Here is a 631-nt window from a genome sequence, read left to right as displayed (position 1 = left end):
GCTATGGACCAATACGCCAGTTTCATCGACGCCAGAGTACCTGACCAAGATATAGCGCGATTGATCGACGGCAATCTTCGACTTCAGGACTTGAGACTTGAGGAGCAGGTCCGTGAACTCATAGAGACGGCGTTGTCCGACGCCGTTTTGCTACCTGGGCCGAAGGCAACCACGCCTCAACTCGCCGAAGTGGCTACGCCATGAAGATTTCCAGAACTGGGCGGATTATTCTCGCCGCAGAGAAGCGGGTGGCGGAGATCCTCGATGCCACGCCGGGCGATCGGGCAAAGCGAAGTGCAGAGGACGTCAACGCCATCTGCGTTGCACTGGTTAAGCGAAGGACGCCGATCATGCCGACCGCCCTTGTCGTCTCGGAGGAAGGGAGAAACAAATCTCCTCACTTCCCTGCGCATCAGACCATCTACAACAAGTATTCGAAGATTCTTAAAGTGTGGCGGGACGCGTACTACGACGTCGTTAACATCGACGGCGAATCGCCTCTCTCCGGAGACGATATACAGCGGATCGATACCACAAAGATGGAGGTGGGGACCGCCAACATCGTGGATCGTCTGAAAGCCATCGTCTTCGAAGTTAATCAGCGCAACAATGTTCTGAAGCAGATCATCGA

The 631-nt window shown here is 54.8% G+C and carries 1 protein-coding gene and 1 pseudogene; both read left to right on the top strand.

Features of this window, described 5'->3' with window-relative positions:
• Positions 1–204 (top strand): hypothetical protein (locus AB4Z23_RS27790; RefSeq protein WP_441361216.1); only part of this gene is annotated, 204 nt, incomplete at its 5' end.
• A pseudogene (locus tag AB4Z23_RS27785) lies at positions 201–631 on the top strand (hypothetical protein); the annotation flags it as partial. The gene AB4Z23_RS27790 and the pseudogene AB4Z23_RS27785, both read left to right, overlap by 4 nt.

This window comes from Agrobacterium sp. MCAB5 (genome assembly GCF_052114365.1).
GTDB classification, from domain to species: domain Bacteria; phylum Pseudomonadota; class Alphaproteobacteria; order Rhizobiales; family Rhizobiaceae; genus Agrobacterium; species Agrobacterium tumefaciens.
Note: the sequence above shows the minus strand (reverse complement) of the source record. Positions and strands in the feature narration are given on the sequence as shown.